This is a genomic window from Leptothermofonsia sp. ETS-13, assembly GCF_049200465.1.
Taxonomy (GTDB): domain Bacteria; phylum Cyanobacteriota; class Cyanobacteriia; order Leptolyngbyales; family Leptolyngbyaceae; genus Leptothermofonsia.
This window is the reverse complement of sequence record NZ_CP120836.1, coordinates 3625868-3644815: the sequence shown is the minus strand read 5'-3', so window position 1 is coordinate 3644815 and position 18948 is coordinate 3625868. Positions and strand designations below refer to the sequence as shown.

The window sequence follows — 18948 nt, the reverse complement described above, 5'->3', positions numbered from 1 at the left end:
TCCACCAAGAAGTGATGGGCAGAAATACAGAGGAGGGGCATGTGGTAATGCAATCCTTGCTAATAGCGCACTTCATAATCACCCATACCTAAGTATTGCTCGCCCGCCTCAAAGCAGGGGTCAATCGACCAACGCATCCCACTCAGGCGGATGCGGGTTGGTTCAGAGGTCTGGGTGGGGGCATTGGATAGGTCAGTTTCCATCTCCCCATCGTGGGTAAGACGCAACACAACTAGACATCATGTCCTGGTAAATCTTGACGAACCGCCCCTAAACGTAGATAGGTGAAGTTGGCGATGATGGAACCTTTGCTGCCCTCCCTTTAAACTCCTGAATCAGACCTGCAAACCGAGTTTTATAGCTCTACGCAGGTGCGTTAGGACATTGGAATTAGAGAGGGAGTGGGGGCGAAGCCCCCAGCCAGGGGTTCCACCCCTGCACCCCGTCCTAACCACAATGACTACCGCTATATCTGACTGATTCCCATCTGCTAACTCAATCAAGGCTGGAATATCTCCGTCACTCCAACACACCAGGTTCATCACAAACTGTTTCAAATCACGACGGTGGTCACGGGAGTACCTGTAGGTAATGGCGATCGACAGGGGATTCGCATCTTCAACAACGGCTGATTCTAAATAATTGCCCTCGACGGCAAACGAGGTCGCGTCGAAATAGGCCCTCTTGCGCTCCACGCCAACCTTCTTGGCTGCCTTAAGAAAATGACCGTAAACAATAGGCTCAACCCATGCAGATACAACCTATCAAGCACCCGTCCCAGCTGATCGTCATTGAGATGCTCCGCCGGCATCCCTTCCCCAAACAGATGCTCCGTTGCTTCGCCCACAAAAAATTGTTCGAATGGATACAAAGGAGCAGAAACCAGTCCCAACCCATTCAGAATCATGGCTTTCACCATCACTCCTGGACTGACCTGCTCTCGGGGGGCTTCTCCCAGTTGCTGATTGATTTGTTCAACAATCTCCAGTTGGTCTACCCATCCGGCAACAATTCCAAGATGGTCCAGGTTCTGCTAGCTTGTATCGCACCTCCTTTTGCGGTTTGATTTTAGAAAAGTATGGGCTTAAATCCTCGATGGGACACTTCAAAGGGCGGAATGTGGGATGCATTGTAGTGATGGATGAAATACTAAGTGGCACCGATGTGCTTCTCCAAGGATTTGGAAAAGGACAAGGTTTTTCGCACTAACCAAGACACTTGTTGCCGCAAGGTATTAACGTATTGTTGAATTGCTCAATTTAGCTGGCTTTTCCAGTCTCTTTGCCCACCGTTCGATGATGCTTGTTCGATAGAACTGCTTTTTCCGCTGGCCAAAAGTCAGTGTAGGCGATCGCCTATGGGCGATAAACTGCAGACAAAGATTGCCATCACAAACACCGCTTCGCCTATCCCTCCCATCTACTCAGGCGTTGCTGAAAAGGCAACGCCTACTCATTCCCCCTTACGCTAAACCGACTGCTTCAATTGCAGCCTCTAGGGCGATCGCCACATGGGTCCAGTGAGTTCCTCCCTGGCAGAAGACGATGTAGGGTTCGCGTAAAGGGCCATCGGCGGAAAATTCGGATGTACTGCCATCGATAAACGTTCCACCGGCCATCACTAGCTGACTCTCGTAACCTGGCATCTCGGCAGGAATGGGGTCCAGGTAGGAACCAATGGGCGAATGCTTTTGGATAGCGCGACAGAAGGCAATGAGTTTATCGGGAGAGCCTAGCTGGATGGCCTGAATCACATCTCTACGAGGAGCTAGCGGTAAAGGATTAACTGGATAGCCGAGCCTATCAAATACATAAGCAGTCAGATGATTGCCTTTCATTGCCTCCCCCACCATCTGAGGGGCAAGAAACAGTCCCTGGAAGAGGAGACGGTTCTGGTCAAAGGTCGCTCCGCCGGAACTACCAATGCCAGGAGCTGTGAGGCGACAGGTTGCGGATTCCACTAGATCGGTCCGCCCCGCAACATAGCCGCCTGCAGTCACAATCGTACCGCCCGGATTTTTGATCAGCGAGCCTGCCATCAGATCTGCTCCAACGGCAGCAGGTTCTAAAGTTTCAACAAACTCGCCGTAGCAGTTATCAACCAAGCAGATAGTGTTTGGGTTCTGCTGTTTCACGCTATGAATAATTTTTTTGATATCGGCGATCGCCAGGCTGGGACGCCAGGAATACCCACAGGAGCGCTGTATCAATACTAACCGGGTTTCTGGCCTGACTGCCATTTCCAAGGCATGCCAATCAATTGTGCCCGGTTCGGTGAGAGACAGTTCACGATAGGTAATCCCAAAGTCTGCTAAGGATCCCTGATTGCTTCCTCGGATACCAATGACTTCTTCTAATGTGTCATAGGGAGCACCGGCAACTGCCAGCATCTCGTCTCCGGGGCGCAGAACACCATACAGGGCACAGGCGATTGCATGAGTGCCTGAAACAAACTGAACTCTGACAGCGGCGGCTTCGGCTCCCATCACTTCGGCAAACACCTGGTCTAAAACCTGTCGCCCAAGGTCATCGTGGCCGTACCCGCTGACTCCAGCAAAGTGATGGGTCCCCACCCGATGATGGCGCAAAGCATCCAAAACTCGTTTGAGATTTATCTTGACCTGAGAGTCAATACCAGAAAAAATCTGAGATAGTGCCTGTTCTGCTTCTTTAATCAGACTTAAGCTGTCCATTGCTACTTTTTGGGCTGAAATGCTCATTAATATTTCAGATATTCCAGTCACTTACATGGCAGTGCCTGCATCTAGTTGTCTAGAATGGGCGAGGTCTATTCTCACGCAGACTGGGCACACTAATCCACATTGAGATAAATGAATGACTGTTGCAACCTCTGAAAAACTAAAACCGGACTGGGTCATTATTGCTTACATGGCAGTTCTTCACCTTGGCGCCCTGGCAGCATTTTTGCCAGGAACCTTTAGCTGGTCCGCTGTTGGCCTGATGCTTCTGTTGCACTGGGTCACAGGTGGTTTGGGCATTACGCTTGGTTTTCACCGCCTGGTTACCCACCGTAGTTTTCAGGTTCCCAAATTTTTAGAATACTTTTTTGTCTTTTGCGGGACGCTTGCCTGCCAGGGTGGCCCTATTGAATGGATTGGGATGCACCGGATCCATCATCTCTATTCGGATCAAGCAAATGATCCCCACGACTCGACTAAGGGTTTCTGGTGGAGCCACATGGGCTGGATGCTTTACCAGCTCCCAATTCGAGAAGAGATTCCCCGATTTACTCGAGATATTAACAATGACCGAGTCTATCAATTTCTAAACAGCTATTTTATTCCGATTCAAATCGTATTGGGGCTCTTACTCTACGCTCTTGGTGGCTGGCCCTTTGTGGTATGGGGGATTTTCGTCCGGATTGTGGCTGTTTTCCATTGTACCTGGCTGGTGAATAGCGCCACCCATATGTTTGGCTACCGCACCTATGAGGCGGGCGATCGCTCCACCAACTGCTGGTGGGTTGCCCTCCTGACCTATGGCGAAGGCTGGCACAATAACCACCACGCCTTTCAGCACTCTGCCCGTCATGGCCTGCGATGGTGGGAAATCGACCTGACCTGGATGACCATCTCACTGCTCCAAATCTTAGGCCTGGCAACCAGGGTGAAGCTGATTGAGAAGGAAGGATAGTAACTCTAAAACTGTCCCGTCCCCTGAATAATATGTTTCACCGTCGTTAGAGTCTCCAACCCGATGAGCCCGCGGCGGTGACCTTTTTGGCTGGACATGCCTAAAAAGATGGAGTTGCCGCGCTGGGGGTTACGGCTAAAGCGGGGAGAGGCGTTGATGTAGGCGGAGGCGCTGTTAATGCCTAGAGCAAACTGGCGGCTCTCCTGATAGGACTCAGTTACCAGGCAATCCGCGTGGCCGCTACTGTACAAATTAATCCAGGCGATCGCTGCTTCCAGGCTGTCTACCACCTTGAAGGCGATCGTCTTCGAGAGGTAAGCCTGTTTCCATTCCGCCTCTTCGACCCGCTTTAGCTCCGGGAACTCCGCCACCAGTTCAGTATCCCCCCGAACTTCAAACCCTTTCTCCCGCAGGCTGTTCAGTAGCATCGTCAGCGAAGAAGGGTTCTGGTTACGGTGAATGAGGACTTTTTCGATCGCATTCACCGGATCAGGCTCACTCTGATGGCTATCCAAAATAATCCAGCGCACCGCTTCCAGACTGCCAGAGGGTGACCAGTAGAGGTAACAATTGCCCATCGCCGACTTCAGCACAGGTGCCGTTGCCTGACGTACAATTTGCTGCACCAAGCTGGGTCGCCCATAGGGAATCACCAGATTTAGTGACTGATCCTGAGTAATTAGATCCCGTACAGAAGCTCCTTGGTCAGACGACAGAAGCTGGAATGCATCCGTGGGAAGCCCAACTTCTTCGATCGCTGAATAAATGGCCTGGGCAATTACCAGATTAGAATTGCTGGCTTCAGTGCCCCCCTTCAAAATCAAACTATTCCCGGTTTTAACACAGAGCCCAGCGGCAATTGCCCCCAGTTCAGGAAAAGCTTCGTAGATAAGCGCAATCACACCCAGAGGCATCAGTTGAGAGTGAGTTTGGCACTGATCAACTTGATGCATGGCATTCATCACTCGCCCAATTGGATCGGGTAGCTCACTTAGCCGCTCCAGTAGTTGAATCGTGGACTGAATCCGCTCACGAGTCAGTTTTAACCACTCCAGCAACAGATCAGGAACTGCCATTTCCCGGCTGGCTTCCAGATCTAGAGTATTGGCCTCTAGAATTTCGTCTTGCTGGCGCTTGAGTGCCCTTGCCATAGCCAGTACAGCCCGGCTACGCACCGTGCCCTTTGTCGTTGCCATCTCAATCGATGCCCGATGCGCACTTTGAACGGCAGCAATGGAATCAGTCGATGGACTAAAAGAATCAGGTGTCATCAGGCTAACGTCTGTATGCAAGCAGAACCATAAGCGCCGGAAGCAATGCTAGAAGCAGTAATACGATCGCCCACAGGATGATATTAGAGTTTGACGGGGACCTGAGTGCCAGGGGAAGCCCAATAATCAACATCACCAGGATGATCCCCATTGCGATGGGCAGGTAGCTCTCACCCAGCCCCGGATTGGCAACACTCCACTGATAACCGTTCCATCGCCATGCTCGCTTATAGGGATAGCTGGTAGAAAGCTGCTCCAGCATATGACCGCTGTCCTCCACAACAAAAATCTGCTGGCAGCGACTGCACCCAAACGCCTCAGTCAAAGCAATTTGAGTTAAACGCCCCCGGCGGCGACAAGGGCAGGGGTATTCCTGGGTTAAATCAATCTTGTGAGCTTTTTGAGATTGCACAGGCGGTAGAACTGAAACTTCTGGCAAAGATCATCACAGGTATCCAAGCTAGAAAAGTGCCGGTTCATTCAATATTTACTTCCAATAGCCACTAACCAGGCACCTACATTGGGTAGACCACTTGCAGAAGGAGATTTTGTAGGTCATAACGGCAGAGTCGTTTACTCAGGCAAAACTAGAATCTTTGCAGGAGGTCCAATCGAAAATAGCAACCATTGCTCAGATCGCTTGCCGTTAAAGAAATATTAGCACTCCCATCCAAAAACTGAACCCACGCTAGAGTACAGAAATTCAGGTAGCCTCAGACTCGTGGATAGAAAAGTGAGGGTCAGTGACCGGTATTTGCAACACTAGTTGTCAGTACACCCTTTGGCTATCTGAATAATCAGACCTTCAAACTTATCGAAGCGGGTAACGCGATTCGAACGCGCGACATTCACCTTGGCAAGGTGACGCTCTACCACTGAGCTATACCCGCGAAATTCGGACGATCATTAGATTCGCAGAATAGGATACAGTCTGTCAAGTCAGTTCCAAAATCTGCCTGAACTTATGATAACGAAAATTTATCTCTAAACAACTTCCCTGGTTTTGTTTCCAATGGACAGCATTCATCTTAATGGAATCCGCTGCTATGGCTATACAGGCGTTTTGCCAGAAGAACAGGTGTTGGGGCAGTGGTTTGAGGTTGACCTGACGCTGGAGCTAGACTTATCAACTGCTAGCAGGAGCGATCGCCTGGAAGATACTCTGGACTATCGATCCGTGATTGGAACTGTCCAACATATGATCAAAACTTCAAAATTTGCCCTGCTAGAAAGGATGGCAGCAGCGATCGCCGATGCCATTTTGTATCCCGATTCTCCTATCGCTTCCCCCCCCGTTCAGCGGGTTTGTGTTCGCCTATCCAAACCCGCCGCTCCCATTCCCGACTTCGGCGGCAGGATAACGATTGAGATGGTGCGATCGCGGGAGATGGGAAGAGATGGATGGGTGGATAAGTGAATGTTTACTCCTCACCCAAAAAAACAGAAACCCCATTTGACTACCGGGTAATGGCAAGACCAATGGGGCAAGAGACGCAGTTAGGAGGTATCTCACTTTTCAAAGTAACTAGAGAAATACTGAATTCCTCTATTTTTAATAAGTTCTTAAACTCTTTCGCTGGTGATAGTGTTCACACACTATTTGTGGATAGAGGGGTGGGAATGGAACCCCTGCATCCTGTTCAAATTTTAAGAAAAACCGTCATAGCAGTCCTGAGAATGGTTGAGACGTATAGCTCTACGCGGGTGCATTTAGGACATTGGAATTAGAAAGGAGTGGGGGCTTCGCCTCCAGCCAGGGGTTCCACCCCTGCACCCCGTCCTAACCATAATGACTACTACTATAACTGAAACTGATCACCGGAACAGAAGCGTTCCTTGTGCCACAATCGATAGTGGATTCGTCCATGGTTTTATTAAGTGGCGATCGCAGCCTTTTTGCTTTAGCCTGACTCCCTTTGCATGCTGGGAACCCTCCTCAACGGACGCTACAGAATTATCCGGATACTGGGCAGCGGTGGGTTTGGGCAAACCTATGTTGCAGAAGACATCCAGCACCCTGAAGGCCCCCACTGTGTAGTCAAACAATTCAAACCTTCGCGGCAAGATGACTATTTCCTTCAAATTGCCCGTCGCTTGTTTTCCAGCGAGGTCGAAACTCTGAGGAGGCTTGGCAGTCACCCCCAAATCCCTTCCCTGCTGGATGATTTTGAGGAAAATCAAGAGTTTTATCTGGTACAGGAGTATATTGAAGGGTCGCTTTTAAGCGATGAACTGGCCACAGCCAAGCGATTAGACGAGGCTAACGTTGTTGCCATGCTGCGGGATGTGCTGCATGTGCTGAAGTTTGTACACCAGAACCAGGTCATTCATCGAGATATTAAGCCCAGTAATCTGATCCGACGGCAACCGGATGGTAAGTACGTTTTGATCGACTTTGGGGCAGTTAAAGAAATTCAAACTCAGATCACCACGGTACCAGGGCAAACCAATCTTACGGTTGGCATTGGTACCCAGGGCTACGGACCCAGTGAGCAACTGATGGGGAAGCCCCGCTACAGCAGCGACCTCTACGCTCTGGGGATGACCGCGATTCATGCCTTGACTGGATTGCAGCCTGCCCAGTTACCTACCCATCCCAGCACGGGTGAAGTTATCTGGCTAGATGCTGCCGAAGTGAGCCCCAAACTGGCGGCAATTTTGACCCGGATGACGCGCTACCACTTCAGCCTGCGTTACCAATCGGCTGCGCAAGTGTTAGAAGCTCTGGACTCACCCACAGAAGTCGTCCTCGATCAGCCAACGGAAGTTCCCCCTGACGAACCCACTGAACCTTGGACTGATGCCTTAGCCGATACTACCCAGTTGCCTGAAACCCAGATGGACCGCCTGAGAATACAGCCCTTAGAGGACATTCCTGCAACTCCATCCGTGTGGGCAGGTTGCACTAAAGGTGTCTGGCGATCGCCTATATCAGTTGGTATCGCCAGCATCGTCGTCACCGCCTTTGTGCTGGGGATTCGCCAGCTAGGCTGGCTGCAACCTTTAGAACTTTCAGTCCTTGACCGCATGGTGCAGATAAGTTCTGATCCGGGCCCAGATCCACGCCTGTTGGTTGTTGGGATTACCGAAGCAGACATTCAGGCTCAAAAGCAGTTTCCTCTGCCAGATGGGGTGATCGCCCAGGCACTCAAAACCTTAAAGTCTTTTCAACCCAGAGCGATTGGGTTAGATTTACTCCGCAATCTTCCGATTGAGCCTGGCAATCAAAGTTTGCTGAATGAATTAAAGGCGCCCAATGTGATTGCCATCACTAACCTGGGAGATTCAGTCACGCCACCGCCGCCAGGAGTACCACCAGAGCGGGTTGGATTCAATGACGTTCCGCTGGACCCAGGTGACATCGTGCGGCGGAATCTGATGTTTGCCCATCTCGAGTCGGAGGATACAGATTTCTACTCTTTTTCGCTGCGACTGGCTTTGAAGTATCTGGCGGTGGAGGGAATTACCCTGAAACCCAGTTCGCTGGATGAAAATCTGGCTCAGCTTGGTCAGGCAACTTTCAAACCCCTGGAAAAGGATGCAGGTGGATATCAGGCGATCGATACCCGTGGCTACCAGATCTTATTGAAATACCGGAGCAAGAATGTGGCCCGGCAAGTCAGCCTGGGTGAGGTCTTAAGTGGGAAGGTCAAACCGGAGTGGGTCAGAGATAAAGTGGTGCTGCTGGGTACAACAGCCCCAACTGAGAAGGATCTGTTTTCCACACCTTACAGTTCTGCCACCCAGGACATCCCCAGAATGCCGGGAGTCTTGATTCATGCTCAGATGGTGAGCCAGTTTCTAGACGCTGCGTTGGAGGGGCGATCGCTCTTCTGGTTCTGGCATGAGGGAGTTGAGAGTTTGTGGATCTTGGGCTGGGCAGTGGCTGGTGCGGCGCTTGCCTGGTCCATTCGCCGCCCGGTTTTACTGGTAGCAGGTGGAACTATGCTGTTATTGCTTTTAGGGAGCGTGTGCTTTGGCCTCTTTACTCAAATGGGGTGGGTTCCTGTGGCAGCTCCCGCGATCGCCGCGATTGCGGCAGGGGGGGGTGTAATTGCAGGGAGAGGAAGTGAGGGGTCAGGTGGGTAGATCCGCTTTTCTTAACCGATTATCCAAACTCCAGTTTTCAGGCTAGCTGAAGAATTTGCAGGCGTTTTAGGATTTTTATAGCTATCGCTAAGTTGCTTACCCTAGCTTAGGGTTGTTGTAGTCATTTTTGTGTTCATTGACTGTGCTGCTTAAGAATTTTTGACTCGATAATATAGCTATACAAGAAGCTTCAATCATGACTTTTTCAAGGGGTTAGCTGGGTCCAACTGAATTTAAGTAAACTACCTAAAGGGTTGATACCTGCATACTCTTAAATTAAATCAGTTAACTAATCGTCTTCTCCTTTGCCAGGTTCACGCTCCATGACGTCTTCTCCCACACCTCCTCGCTTCCCTATCCATCGTCTGTTATCGCCAATCATTCCATTCTTGGCGATAACAGCGTTTCTTCTGTTTGATTGTTTAGCTGCCTTCACCCCAAAACACCCTGCGGAGGCACAAACCACCCAAAGCCGCGCGATGACCCTGCGCTCTGATGTTCAAGAAGCGAATGCTAAAACTGGGGTTGTCACTGCTCGTGGTAACGTACAGATTAACTACCCGGCACGACAAATTCAGGCAACCGCTGCCCAGGCGCAATACTTTAGCCGTGAACGACGGATTGTTCTGAGCGGTAATGTTTATGTTCTGCAAGAAGGAAACAGCATGCGGGGCGAAACCATTACCTATCTCATTGATGAGGGACGCTTTGTCGCACTGCCTCAACCCCCTAAACAGGTCGAATCCATTTATCTCGTTCCAGAAAACAATCCGATCGCTCCATCTCCAGCAGCATCCCCTCCTCCTTTTGGACCCCAGTCAGAATTTTCTCCCCCCGCTTCTACCCAATCTCCTGATATACAGCTAGAACCCCGGACAAATACCCCTTTACCACCCAACCAGCGTTAACCTATGGTTCTTCAGCAAGCCGGAGAAAGAGGAGCGGAAGCGCCTCTTTCATCTCAAACGAAACCCCTGGAATATTGATCTGGCTCAAGTAATAAGCAGCGTTTATTACCAGACTCTCAAGGAGAGCTATACCTATTTTGATAAGATTAGATTTTTGTAGAGCGCGCAGGCAGGAGTGGACTGTTGAGAATTGCCCTTGAAAATGTTCACAAGTCCTATGGTCAGCGCGCAATTGTCAGTCGTGTTAGCCTCTCGGTTACGCAAGGAGAGGTTGTTGGGCTTCTAGGCCCCAATGGTGCAGGCAAAACGACGACGTTTTACATCGCAACTGGTTTAGAAAAGCCAGACCAGGGAAGAGTCTGGCTTAACGATATGGAAATTACATCGTTTCCAATCCATGTTCGGGCACGATTGGGAATTGGATACCTTGCGCAGGAAGCCAGCATTTTTCGTCACTTGAGTGTGCGTGAAAATATTCTCTTGATCATGGAACAGACGAATATTCCTCGTAACGAGCGAGAAAAGCGGCTGGCCTACTTGCTGAATGAATTTCATTTGAACAAAGTTGCCCATACGCTGGCGGTCAAGATTTCGGGAGGGGAACGCCGTCGGACAGAGCTTGCGAGGGCGCTGGCAAGCGGACGCGAGGGTCCCAAGTTTTTGCTGCTGGATGAACCGTTTGCGGGAGTTGATCCAATCGCTGTCGCGGAAATCCAACAGATGATTGCCCGTCTCCGCGATCGCCAGATTGGCATACTTATTACTGACCACAATGTTCGTGAAACATTGGCGATTACGGATCGGGCCTACATCATGCGGGATGGTCAGATTCTTGCATCAGGCAGTGCCGAGGAACTCTACAGTAATCCCCTTGTAAGACAGTACTATCTGGGAGATAATTTTCAACCCTAGCGAATGGTTAGGTGAGGAGGTTTATCCCTTCTAATGCAGACTCTGCTTCCCTGGCTGAACCACTCTGATTGGTCAGAGCACTTTGATAGTTAACACCGTTTGATCTCCCATCCCCCTATCACTCCATCACCACCTCTCCCCTTGGCTCGCTCCCATGACCTCAAGCTACTCCTCCCCGACCAAGCATCCCGTCAACCCCTTCGGTTGGCTAGGGCTAGGCGTGCCCATTATGGACCGCTATATTATTGGCGAGTTGATCCCACCCTTTCTCTTCTGCGTAGGAGCCTTCTCGTCGATTGGGGTTGCGATCGGGGTATTGTTTGATTTGTCTCGCAAAATTGCAGATGCCGGGTTACCCCCAACCATTGCACTGCAAGTTCTTTTGTTAAAGCTACCCTACTTCATCAGTTTTTCATTCCCCATCTCGCTACTCATCGCCTTCCTGTTCGTCTATGATCAGCTTTCTGGAAACAGCGAACTTATTGCCCTGCGTAGCTGTGGCGTCAGTGTCTGGCGGTTAGTGGCTCCGGCTCTGGTGCTGAGCTTAATTATCACCGGCATTACTTTTGTATTTAATGAAGCGGTCGTTCCTGCGGCCAATCGCCAGGCTAGCCGCACACTTGAACTGGCGCTCAAAGGCCGGGAACCCAAATTTCGTGAGAGAGATATTCTTTACCAGGAATTCGGTAGACAAAAGCTACCATCTGGCGGAACTGAAAGAGGGTTAACCCGAATTTTCTATGCTCGCGAATTTGATGGACAACAGATGAAAGGCCTGACAATCCTGGACTTCTCTCAAAACGGTTTTAATCAAATTGTGATGGCAGAGTCAGCCATCTGGAACCCCGACCAAAAAACTTGGAACTTCTTTAACGGCACCATCTATGTAGTTGATAAAGATGGTTCTTATCGCAACATCCTCAAATTTGAACAGCAACAACTTCAGCTTCCTCGCGCTCCCCTGGATATTGCTCAAGCAACCACAGATCCTATCGAAATGAATATGGCTGATATCCGGAGATATCTTGATACAGTGGGCGAGAGGAGTAACCAGAAGGAAGTGACCCGGCTGCGGTTGCGGCTCAATCAGAAGGTTTCCTTCCCTTTCATCTGCCCAGTTTTTGGGTTAGTGGGTGCGACCCTGGGAATCCGATCGCAGCGCTCTAGTCGGCGGGCTATTCGATTCCTGGTTGGCTTATTAGTGATTCTGTTCTATTTCCTGTTCACCCAAATCTGTGACACCCTTTACCTGCTTGGAGTCCTTTCTTCACCCATTGCCGCCTGGCTTCCTAACGTGACCATCCTGGCTGCCGGGGTAGCGCTTTTGATTCGTCATAACCGATAGAAGAGGCGTGCTCGATCTGTGGTTTACCAATTGTAGAGACGTTCTATGGAACGTCTCTACAGTCCAAATCAACATTTCTATAGCTGTCGCCAGGTTGCTTAGGACCTTGGTTTTAAGGGGGTGTGGGGGCTGGCTCCCCAGCCAGGGGTTCCACTCCTGCACCCCGTCCTGAGCCTAGTGGCTATCGCTATAGAACATCACCACTCTACTTTGTGGCTTAATCACAGATTTCAGCTCTTTGGACTAGAAATGGTTGATAATGGCTTGTGCAAATTCTGAGCATTTCAGGGGGGGGTCGACAGGTGGCTCCATCAACCGAGCCAGGTCGTAAGTAACCTCACGATTTGAAATCGCTGCCCCAATTCCTTTGGTAATCAGGTCGGCGGCTTCCTGCCAGCCCATGTATTCTAGCATCATCACACCCGATAGGATGAGAGAACCTGGGTTAACTCGATCTAAGCCTGCATGTTTGGGAGCAGTCCCGTGGGTGGCTTCAAAAATGGCACACTCATCTCCAATATTGGCTCCAGGACCCATGCCCAAACCGCCTACAATCGCCGCCGCCGCATCCGAAAGGTAGTCCCCATTCAGGTTCATCGTTGCCAGGATGGAATACTCATCTGGCCGGGTCTGAATTTGCTGAAAGATGCTGTCAGCAATGCGGTCATTCACCATAATCTTGTCTTTCCACTGTCCATTACCGTGGGTATCCCAGATGGAGTCAAGTACTGCCTTCACCTCAGCACAGGTCTTTTCCCGCTTTTCAGCCGTCATCGCATCGTAGCCTGGCTCAATCTGGCGGGCATTTTCTTCCAGGCTGATATCAGGTGTTTTCTCCCGATTGCTAAGAATCCAGGACTCCCGCTCGGTGACACACTCTGCCCGAAACTCATTGGTGACCAGTTCATAACCCCAGTCTCGAAACGCGCCCTCGGTGTACTTCATAATGTTGCCTTTATGTACCAATGTCACCATCTGCTTTGACCTGGGCAGGCGCATAGCGTGTTTAATAGCGCGACGCACCAGGCGTTGAGAACCCGTTTTACTGATGGGCTTAATACCAATTCCAGAATCTAGCGGAATGCGCTTTTTGCCGTGTTCAGGCGTTGCCGGAATCAGGTCTTCGTTCAGAAGTTTAATCAGGCGATCGCCCACCTCTGACCCCTGCCTCCACTCAATCCCCAGGTAAATATCCTCTGTATTCTCTCGATAGACGATAACATCTAGCTTCTCTGGGGTGCGGTGCGGGGAAGGCGTGCCGGGGTAGTACTTACAGGGGCGAACACAGGCATATAAATCAAAGATTTGGCGGAGAGCTACATTGAGTGAGCGAATTCCGCCACCGATCGGAGTCGTCAGTGGCCCCTTAATCGCAACCCCAAACTGTTTAATCGCCTGCAAGGTATCCTCTGGCAGGTATTGATAGGTGCCATACTTCTCACAGGCTTCATCCCCAGCGTAAACTTTGAACCAGACAATCTTCCGCTTGCCACCGTAGGCTGCCTCTACCGCTGCATCAAACACTCGTTGTGAAGCTGGCCACAGGTCAATTCCGGTTCCATCTCCTCGAATATAGGGAATGATGGGGTTATCTGGGACAACGGGTTCACCGTTCTGAAAGGTAATTTGAGAACCGATGCTGGGTGGAGTGATCCGTTCATACATCATCTACAGCAACTCCTGGTAACTGACGGGGAAGCTCTTAGTAGCCATAGTGAACTGCGTTCAGCGCTACGAAAGAAAAGGGGCGATAGCTATCAGCTATTGGCTGTTAGCCGTTAGCTCTTTTCAGATCGAGCCATGAACAACCATGGAAAGAGCAGAAGATTTCCACAACTTACACTAACAGCTTCAGTCTCATTGTTTTGCAGCAATTCAAACGAGTCGCTGCTACACAGACGAAATCTGCCGTCGCAGATTGTGAAAACGCCTGATTTCCCTGAATTTGTAGTGAAAGGCTTTGTCTGAGTAGTTGAGGTTTTAACCGCTAGACATTTTTCAAACACCCTCTAGACGGTTGATTACTACTGCAAAAAGAAGACTAACCTTTGGTAAGTAACCAAATTATCTACCGCTGATAAGTAGGTAGCCATAATTAATTGCAAGGGGGAAGTAGGGGCTGCGCCTCCGGCAGGAGGTTTTACCCTCTCCACCCCCGAAATTATCAATTTAATTGCTTAATTGCGCTTGGCTATTTGGTCATACTCCACGAATTTTTTCATAAACGAATTTTTTCATAAACTCTTGAATAATTTCTCTTTTTTATAAACTCCTGGTGCCGGCTGCATTCGCTCACGTTCCCTGGGAACCCTAAAATGAAAACAACGAGCAACCCATTTAGGGGTAAATCGTTAGTTCAGGTGTGGTGTCTCACTTCCATCGCGATTTTGCTCTACCCCCAGGAGGGCTGGCTACGAACAATCTTCAGTATGCATGCTTATATACCTATGGGGACTTAAATGAAAAGGATTTTGGTGGTTGACGACGACACAACCTTACGAATGGCGTTAACTCGCTATTTGGAGAAGCGTGGGTATCTGGTTCAAGACGTGGGTTCTGGAATTGAAGCCCTCAAAGTTTTTGAAGAAAATCCTCCTGATCTGGTTGTTTCAGATGTCATGATGCCAGAAATGGATGGGTTTGAATTTTGCCGTCGTCTACGAGCAACCCGTTCCGGACAACTGGTTCCATTCATTTTTTTATCCAGCAAGGGAGAAGTTGAAGACCGGGTGCAGGGGCATTCCATCGGGGCGGATGATTACTTGATTAAACCCTTCGAACCCAGAGAATTACTGGCCAAGATTGAAGCCCAACTGGAGCGATCGCGTCGAATTCACACCGAAATTATTCGTCTACTGCAAAAAGCCGAGCTGAACGGTTCCGCCAGCAACGAAACCGCTCCCATCCATGCTCCCTCAGGCAGCGATCCCACCCCCTTCCCCCTTACTCCCGCAGAAGAAAAAGTATTTTGGGAAGTGATTCAAGGTTATACCAATAAGCAAATTGGCGATCGCCTCTTTGTCAGCCCTCGTACCGTACAAACCCACCTCAGCAACATTCTCGGCAAACTTCAGCTCGAGAACCGCTCGCAACTTGTTCGCTTTGCCTTTGAGCGGGGGTATAAGCCACCCATCGAAGAAGCAGGGCAGAACTAGTGGGTCACTTGCTACGGTTGTGCCATTATTTGTGTGTCAAAGCCAAACTGGTCGTTTAGTCAGCCACCTCAAAAATTAACAACCATCATCTCACGCCTGCATCCTTCTGCTAGTCTTGAGCAAGCTAAAAGGCTCTCCTGCAAGTTGGGTGATAAGTTACTCTTTCACCAACGAGCTGGGAGAACCGCTAAATTTTCAAGGATTGCGAGAGGTGTTCCGGTCATGCTGAAGGTCATCCTGGCTCCCCAAGGACCTGTTCAAGTGAAGCAACCGTTTTTGATCACAGGAATTGCTTCCACCAATTACGCAGGCAGAAACTTAATCCTGACTATTGACAATCAATACAATGCCACTGGACCTAAAATCGCAGCAGATGGCACCTGGCAGCTCAATTTTTTGTTTCAACAGGTGGGGGCGCGACGGTTGAAGATCGCGATCGCCAATGAAAGCGTCGAACTGGTTCTCAATGTAGTAGCAACCTTGCCCCGATTGCGCTTTACCCAATCTCCGGTGAGAACAAAAGTGGGTCAAGCCACAACCTTTGCTGGAGAAGCAGATGGTTATGCGGATGGCACTACTCTCTTGCTGCGAGCTGACCAGCGCTACGATCTGGCCCGTCCTATAGTGCAGGCAGAAAAATGGCAGGCTCCCGTTTCCTTTAACCAACCGGGCACTAAGGTCATTGAAATCATTGGCTCCGGGCCGGATAAAGCGCAAACCTCTATTGAAGTTGACCCGGCTCCACCTCGCCCACCCCGACTCAACTTTATCAATCCACCTACCCAAATCAAAGTGGAACAGGTGGTTACTTTAACCGGCACGGCAACGGATTATGATGATGGGGATCAGCTTTTGCTACGAGCAGATCAGCAATTTACACTATCGCGTCCAGTAGTGACAAACCAACGCTGGCAGGCTTCGATTCTGTTTCGCCAACCCGGTAAGCGATTAATTGAAATTTTGGGTTCTGAGCAAGACCGGGCCCAGGTGATTATTGAAGTGCAGGCAGTTCCGACCGCTGCACTGACCATTCAAGCTCGAAGTAGCTGGACCAATACCCCAACTCCATCCGATTTGCCAAACCTGACTTCCCCGAAAGGAATTACAATTCATCACACCTTCCTGGAGGGGGCTCCCCCGGCCAGTGCCACGCTGGCTCAAGAGCAAGCTCGCATGAGAACCATCTTAAGCAGCCATATCAATGGCAATGGTTGGAGCGACATTGGCTATCATTTCATCATCATGCCTAGCGGGCGTGTCTTTGCGGCACGATCTGAACGAAAGCGCGGAGCCCATGATTTAATCAACGACGGTTTGGGAGTTGCCTTTGATGGCATCTACTCCAGCAAAACCATTTCTCAACAGCAATATCAGGCAGCAGTTGCCCTCTGTACACTCCTTTGCAAACGGTACGGCATTACCGATACGGTGACTCCAGTTCCTACACTCACCGCAGACTTCGGTACCCGTAATTTGCCTCGTATTTTCGGTCACCGCGATCGCGTCGCTACCGAATGCCCTGGCTCCGAAGGTGGCAGAACCGTCAGATTGCCAGAAATTCGCCAGGCAACGAATGCCCAGTTGCGAGGGTAGGGGGGAAGGAGTGATGGGGTTTTCCCCCTACCGACACCGTCCCCTTGCCCATTCGCCATTGTATGCCAGGGAAATTTCAGAGCCTGGATTGGGGTTGCCGCCGGAACGGTCGATAACGGTGATTTGGTCGGAGGGGGAGTTGGCGATTTGTCCCTGGTAAATTGGTTGCCCTTGCTGGTTCTCTCCGGCAGGGGTGAGGTATGCGACGGAGCGATCGCGAATTCGTTGATTTCTAAACACCACTCGCCTGAACTGGTTGTCGCGTGAAAAGGCGGTAAAGGCAGTATCGCCAAAGATGGTACCGAAGCAGCGAACATTGCCATCACCGCCACTAGAGTCATCAACAAACTCGTAAAGGTAACCGTTTTGGTCTACACGGCAGTATCCATCTGCACCGCTGTCGGTAGACCAGAGGACCTTGTAGTTTCGACTCCTTTCGCGGGGGTCAATATAGACTTCAATTCTGGTACCGGGATAGGCTTGTCTGGCGCGATCGCGGCATCGTTTGAGGGCAAGCTGCCGAGGAGAAGGTCGGTCGTTGGTAACAAAGGCAAGCACCCAACCATTCCGATTAACTCGGCAGAAGCCTGATCGGCCATCGGTCGTCCACCAGTCAACCCCAAAGGTGCCATCCGCATAGGCTGAAGATCCCCGCACCTCAATGTCATACAGGGATAACCCCAACTCACGGGCAACTCGATTCTCGCAACCCCTTAGCGCTGCCTGAGGGATGGAGGAGTCTGGGCCGTTGTTGTAAGTATTGACGAATGAGACAACCCAGCCATTGCGATCAACCGTGCAGGTGCCATAGGCTCCGCTATTGGAAGACCAATTCACGACATAGCTTCCATCTGAATTGAGCCATCCCTGGGAAACCTGAATTCGCTTTCCTGGAAGTTCCGCTTCAGCCTGGCTACGACAGCGCCGTAAAGCGGTATCAGAGTTGATGGGTGTGTTGGTGTTTGGGGCCGGATTGTTGGGAGAGTTCCCTAGAAAACGGAGTAGAGTGCCGTAGACCCAACCCTGGGCGTCAGCATGATCAAAGGTGACGTAGTACCAGGTCCTGCCGTTGCTATCCTGTTGCTGCCGGGTAACGTGAACGCGATCGCCCACTGTACCGTAGTAAATGACTGGAGCTTGAGTGCTGGGCTGTGAGTGAACGTTCATCTTACTTCCTTCCGGTAACCCTGATATAACAGCAGGACGACCAGAGGGGGCTGGATCAGAGGTCGTTGGAATTGGGGTAGGAGTTTCGGTTACGTCTGGAGTCGAAACAGGAGCTTGATCCGGTTGAAGACTTTGCATAATCGCCCGTACCAGCTCACAGCCGCCAATACCCACACTCAAACTAATCCAGAGAAGAAACAGAGTAGTTTTACGTTTCATTTAGACAGATCAGGAAACGGAAACTAGCCCCACAACTCCCAGGATATAAAACAGGATGCCATTGACAATGCTGAGGGCGATCGCTCCCAGAATGGCACTCAACACCCCATTGCGCAGCCGAAAACCCTGAACCAGCCAGGCAGATAACCCAAAAATGACGGTGTTCACAATCAGCCAGAGAAATCCTAAAGTCAGAAAATTGAGAATTCTAGACCCCCCCATCCAGCCCAACAAACCGTTCAGAATTCCAAAAATAATCCCGGCAGTCAACGCTTTGCCGAAGCTATCAACCTCAACACCCAGAAAGGGGATCTTAGAGACCACAATCAAGCTGATTGCCGTGACCAATGCTGTAATCAGAAAAGCAATGAGAAAGCTGATCATCCTAAAAATCCTTCATCGCCAGACAATTTCCCCCAGTAAACGGGAGGAACTTTATCCTGTCAACCCTTCCACTTTTCCATTCCTTTCGTCACTTTGGTAGCGCTCTTCCGCTTCCTGCAGACTACTGGTCTGTCAAGACTGCTTTGATGGGTTGAAAACCCTCAAAACACCTGAGAATTGGGTTTTGTAGATTTGAGTTACCCCTCAAATCTATCCTGACGGACTACTACACTAGGCTGTAGGCGATCGCTC

The 18948-nt window shown here is 50.3% G+C and carries 15 protein-coding genes, 1 tRNA gene and 2 pseudogenes; 8 read left to right on the top strand and 10 right to left on the bottom strand.

All coding sequences use genetic code 11. From position 1 onward, the window contains the following. Nucleotides 1-59: 59 nt before the first annotated feature. The 4 genes and pseudogenes from P4D80_RS16550 to P4D80_RS16535 form a co-directional block, all read right to left on the bottom strand. Complete coding sequence (locus tag P4D80_RS16550) at nt 60-230, bottom strand: hypothetical protein (protein ID WP_421655111.1); 171 nt, start codon at nt 228-230, stop codon at nt 60-62. Nucleotides 231-470: 240 nt separating this feature from the next. Further along, nucleotides 471-1027 (bottom strand): annotated as a pseudogene (locus tag P4D80_RS16545) (IS1634 family transposase); the annotation flags it as partial. 122 nt (nt 1028-1149) lie between these two features. Next, nucleotides 1150-1388, bottom strand: a pseudogene (locus tag P4D80_RS16540) (IS1 family transposase); the annotation flags it as partial. Nucleotides 1389-1462: 74 nt separating this feature from the next. Continuing rightward, complete coding sequence (locus tag P4D80_RS16535; protein WP_421655109.1) at nt 1463-2719, bottom strand: aminotransferase class I/II-fold pyridoxal phosphate-dependent enzyme; 1257 nt, start codon at nt 2717-2719, stop codon at nt 1463-1465. Between the two features lie 115 nt (nt 2720-2834). Here P4D80_RS16535 and P4D80_RS16530 point away from each other — a divergent pair, with 115 nt between their 5' ends. Then, nucleotides 2835-3653 (top strand): acyl-CoA desaturase, encoded by an 819-nt coding sequence (locus P4D80_RS16530; protein ID WP_421655108.1) that lies wholly within the window; start codon nt 2835-2837, stop codon nt 3651-3653. 5 nt (nt 3654-3658) lie between these two features. Here P4D80_RS16530 and P4D80_RS16525 read toward each other — a convergent pair whose 3' ends face one another. The 3 genes from P4D80_RS16525 to P4D80_RS16515 form a co-directional block, all read right to left on the bottom strand. After that, entirely contained in the window at nt 3659-4924 is a 1266-nt protein-coding gene (locus P4D80_RS16525; RefSeq protein WP_421655107.1) for a glutamate-5-semialdehyde dehydrogenase, read from the bottom strand. A gap of 4 nt (nt 4925-4928) precedes the next feature. Continuing rightward, nucleotides 4929-5336: a hypothetical protein gene (locus P4D80_RS16520; RefSeq protein WP_421655106.1), complete on the bottom strand. Its 408-nt coding sequence runs from the start codon at nt 5334-5336 to the stop codon at nt 4929-4931. Nucleotides 5337-5742: 406 nt separating this feature from the next. Next, nucleotides 5743-5814 (bottom strand) — tRNA-Gly (locus P4D80_RS16515). 122 nt (nt 5815-5936) lie between these two features. On the opposite strand from P4D80_RS16515, the gene folB reads away from it, so the two are divergent. From folB to P4D80_RS16490, 5 genes are all read left to right on the top strand, one after another. Further along, nucleotides 5937-6341, top strand: coding sequence for a dihydroneopterin aldolase (folB, locus tag P4D80_RS16510; protein ID WP_421655105.1), 405 nt, complete (start codon nt 5937-5939; stop codon nt 6339-6341). Nucleotides 6342-6844: 503 nt separating this feature from the next. Continuing rightward, complete coding sequence (locus P4D80_RS16505) at nt 6845-9013, top strand: CHASE2 domain-containing protein (protein ID WP_421655104.1); 2169 nt, start codon at nt 6845-6847, stop codon at nt 9011-9013. Between the two features lie 323 nt (nt 9014-9336). Then, nucleotides 9337-9921 (top strand): LptA/OstA family protein, encoded by a 585-nt coding sequence (locus P4D80_RS16500; RefSeq protein WP_421655103.1) that lies wholly within the window; start codon nt 9337-9339, stop codon nt 9919-9921. A 183-nt stretch (nt 9922-10104) separates the two neighbouring features. Further along, nucleotides 10105-10833 (top strand): LPS export ABC transporter ATP-binding protein, encoded by a 729-nt coding sequence (lptB, locus tag P4D80_RS16495; RefSeq protein ID WP_421655102.1) that lies wholly within the window; start codon nt 10105-10107, stop codon nt 10831-10833. 154 nt (nt 10834-10987) lie between these two features. Next, nucleotides 10988-12178, top strand: coding sequence for an LptF/LptG family permease (locus P4D80_RS16490; protein WP_421655100.1), 1191 nt, complete (start codon nt 10988-10990; stop codon nt 12176-12178). A gap of 243 nt (nt 12179-12421) precedes the next feature. Here P4D80_RS16490 and P4D80_RS16485 read toward each other — a convergent pair whose 3' ends face one another. Continuing rightward, the gene (locus P4D80_RS16485) at nt 12422-13843 is read right to left on the bottom strand and encodes an NADP-dependent isocitrate dehydrogenase (protein ID WP_421659551.1); all 1422 of its coding nucleotides are present in this window, start codon (nt 13841-13843) and stop codon (nt 12422-12424) included. A 794-nt stretch (nt 13844-14637) separates the two neighbouring features. On the opposite strand from P4D80_RS16485, the gene P4D80_RS16480 reads away from it, so the two are divergent. Both P4D80_RS16480 and P4D80_RS16475 read left to right on the top strand, forming a co-directional pair. Then, nucleotides 14638-15333 carry a response regulator transcription factor gene (locus P4D80_RS16480; protein WP_421655098.1) on the top strand — a complete coding sequence of 232 codons (696 nt, stop codon included), beginning with the start codon at nt 14638-14640 and terminating at the stop codon, nt 15331-15333. Nucleotides 15334-15555: 222 nt separating this feature from the next. Beyond that, complete coding sequence (locus P4D80_RS16475) at nt 15556-16926, top strand: peptidoglycan recognition family protein (RefSeq protein ID WP_421655097.1); 1371 nt, start codon at nt 15556-15558, stop codon at nt 16924-16926. 27 nt (nt 16927-16953) lie between these two features. Here P4D80_RS16475 and P4D80_RS16470 read toward each other — a convergent pair whose 3' ends face one another. Further along, on the bottom strand, nt 16954-18312 hold the full coding sequence (locus P4D80_RS16470) for an SH3 domain-containing protein (protein WP_421655095.1): 1359 nt from the start codon (nt 18310-18312) through the stop codon (nt 16954-16956). A gap of 9 nt (nt 18313-18321) precedes the next feature. Then, entirely contained in the window at nt 18322-18696 is a 375-nt protein-coding gene (locus P4D80_RS16465) for a phage holin family protein (RefSeq protein ID WP_421655093.1), read from the bottom strand. Between the last annotated feature and the right edge of the window lie 252 nt (nt 18697-18948).

Coding starts and splice junctions, on each gene's coding strand:
- P4D80_RS16485 (WP_421659551.1), bottom strand. CDS start 13,843: ATGTATGAACGGATCACTCCACCCAGCATCGGTTCTCAAATTACCTTT.
- P4D80_RS16525 (WP_421655107.1), bottom strand. CDS start 4,924: ATGACACCTGATTCTTTTAGTCCATCGACTGATTCCATTGCTGCCGTT.
- P4D80_RS16475 (WP_421655097.1), top strand. CDS start 15,556: ATGCTGAAGGTCATCCTGGCTCCCCAAGGACCTGTTCAAGTGAAGCAA.
- P4D80_RS16535 (WP_421655109.1), bottom strand. CDS start 2,719: ATGAGCATTTCAGCCCAAAAAGTAGCAATGGACAGCTTAAGTCTGATT.
- P4D80_RS16500 (WP_421655103.1), top strand. CDS start 9,337: ATGACGTCTTCTCCCACACCTCCTCGCTTCCCTATCCATCGTCTGTTA.
- P4D80_RS16490 (WP_421655100.1), top strand. CDS start 10,988: ATGACCTCAAGCTACTCCTCCCCGACCAAGCATCCCGTCAACCCCTTC.
- folB (WP_421655105.1), top strand. CDS start 5,937: ATGGACAGCATTCATCTTAATGGAATCCGCTGCTATGGCTATACAGGC.
- P4D80_RS16480 (WP_421655098.1), top strand. CDS start 14,638: ATGAAAAGGATTTTGGTGGTTGACGACGACACAACCTTACGAATGGCG.
- P4D80_RS16465 (WP_421655093.1), bottom strand. CDS start 18,696: ATGATCAGCTTTCTCATTGCTTTTCTGATTACAGCATTGGTCACGGCA.
- P4D80_RS16505 (WP_421655104.1), top strand. CDS start 6,845: ATGCTGGGAACCCTCCTCAACGGACGCTACAGAATTATCCGGATACTG.
- P4D80_RS16530 (WP_421655108.1), top strand. CDS start 2,835: ATGACTGTTGCAACCTCTGAAAAACTAAAACCGGACTGGGTCATTATT.
- P4D80_RS16470 (WP_421655095.1), bottom strand. CDS start 18,312: ATGAAACGTAAAACTACTCTGTTTCTTCTCTGGATTAGTTTGAGTGTG.